Source organism: Hymenobacter agri (assembly GCF_054778495.1).
Genome location: NZ_BAAGZM010000667.1, coordinates 1 through 2,180, shown reverse-complemented (window position 1 = coordinate 2,180; position 2,180 = coordinate 1). Strand labels below are relative to the sequence as shown.

Here is a 2,180-nt window from a genome sequence, read left to right as displayed (position 1 = left end):
CGTGGCCACGGGCTTCGTGTTCACTCCGCCGGCCAACCTCAGCGGCAGCGTCACGCTCACCTACACCATTGGCAGCGCGGCCTGCTCAACCACGGCGCGACGCATCGTGTCGGTGATACCCGCACCGGGCCTGAGCCCGTTCTGGGCCCCCGTGGACTGCGCCGAAGCCCGCCTGGCGCCGCTTACCCTGCAGTTCACGCTGAGCTCGACCATCAACTACAACCCGCCGCTGGTGCAGTGGGATTTCGGTGATGGCAGCACCTCCACCGTGCCCAACCCGCAGCACACCTACGCCGAGCCGGGCACCTACCAGCCTCGCGTGCGGCTGCAGTTTGGCGCGGGCCAGTGCAGCGCGCTGGCCACTGCGCCGGTGGTGAAAGTGACCGAGCGCAAGCTGCCCAACGTCATCACCCCGAACGGCGACCCGCTGAACCAGCAATTTAAAATCGGGGCCGACTGCCCGCCGCGCTTCCAGGTGTTTTCGCGCTGGGGCCAGCCGGTGTTCGACTCGCCCACCTACCACGACGAATGGGACGCCGCGGGCCTGCCCGCCGGCAACTACTACTACCTCCTCACCTACCCCAACGGCCACCGCGTGAAGGGTTGGGTGGAAGTACTGCGGTAGCGCAGGTTCGGGCCCTGTGCGCACGATGTAGTGCGGCACCAGGGGGCGGCTCGTCGTTACGGATAGTATTGTGCTTGCACAAGCTTACGTCGCTCCAGTCGTTCAACGCCAAGCGCCGGCTGATGCACGGCGCACCCTCGTGCACACGCCTTGCCCGACCACTGCCAGGCCCGGGACGCAACCTTCTAATCCGCTCAACGGTCTGGCCGGCATGGCTATTTCCCCCGAAATGATATTATGACAGCACATCGAAGCAGCGTTTGGCCCCTGCGGCCCTGGCTGGTCTTTTTGCTTGTGCTGCTGGCCGCACCCGGGGCGCAGGCCCAGCGCGAATACTATAACTGGTATTTTGGCCAACAGGCCGGGTTTACGTTCATGACGGCGCCGGCTGCGCTCACGAACAGCGCCTTGGTTTTGCGCAACGATATGGCGTGCCTGTCGGACGCGGCCGGTAACTATCAGTTCACCACCGACGGGCAACAAGTGTGGAACCGGCTGGGCCAGGTAATGGCCGGCAACTCAACGCTGAACAACTTTCCGCAGGAAATAATGGCCGTGCCCCAGCCCGGCCGGCCGGGCCGTTACTACATTTTCACCAATGCCAATCTGCTAAAACTGCTGCGTGGCTATACGCCCGGCTTTACTTACTCGGTGGTGGATATGAGCGCCAATGGCGGCCTGGGCACGGTGCTGCCCGACAGCGTGGTCAGCCTGCCCGCCATCCCGCGCAGCAACGGCGGCCTGCTGATAACCAACTTTGTAGCGGTGCGCCACGCCAACGGGCGCGACTTGTGGCTGGTGGCCCAGAACCTGGCCCGGCAGTACGTCAGCTTTCTACTCACGGCGCAGGGGTTGCAGCGGCTGCCCGTCATCAGCCCCGGCCCACGCGCCGCGGTGGTCATCGACCTGCCTTCGCGGGGCCTGATGAAAGCTTCGGCCGATGGCAAAACACTGGTGATGAGCACCCACCAGTTTCCGCAATCCTCGTTCAACAGCCCGACCGTGACGTCGATGTTTTACCACGAAGTAGCCGCGTTCCAGGCGCAGTCCGGCACCGTTGCCGACTCTTACGTGATTCCGGACACCTATCCGCAGGGCCACTACAAGGTGGTCAACAATCAGTATACGTGGTATCCTGGTGTGGGCGGGCTGGAGCTGTCGCCCGACGGCTCCAAGCTCTACGTCGACACGCTGTATAGCCACGAAGTATGGCAGTACAACCTGCTGGCCGGGTCGCCCACGGCCGTGGCGGCTTCGCGCACGGTGGTGGCTCCGCTGCGGCAGGCCGGCATCCAAATCCGGGGGTCGAACCTGCAAATGGGCGTTGATGGCCGGATTTACGTGGCCGACAACAGCGGGGCGCTGGGGCGGTTTGAATTGCCCAATGCCCTTGGTTTAACCAGCGGCTACCGCCCCGCCGCCGCCCCGCTGGGCCCCAACCGCGCCGACACCGGCGCCCTGCCGCACACCACCAACGACTTGAACCTAGCCCCCGTGGTGATTACGGGGGCCGGCACCGTGGCGGCCGCCAGCGGGTGCACCGGCGAGCTCGTGC

Annotated in this window: 2 protein-coding genes; both read left to right on the top strand. The window is 65.0% G+C overall.

Going from position 1 to position 2,180, the window contains the following annotated elements; all coding sequences use genetic code 11:
* On the top strand, positions 1–625 hold a 625-nt coding region (locus ACYVDE_RS20825; protein WP_460503457.1), incomplete at its 5' end, for a T9SS type B sorting domain-containing protein.
* A gap of 294 nt (positions 626–919) precedes the next feature.
* On the top strand, positions 920–2,180 hold a 1,261-nt coding region (locus ACYVDE_RS20820; RefSeq protein ID WP_460503456.1), incomplete at its 3' end, for a hypothetical protein.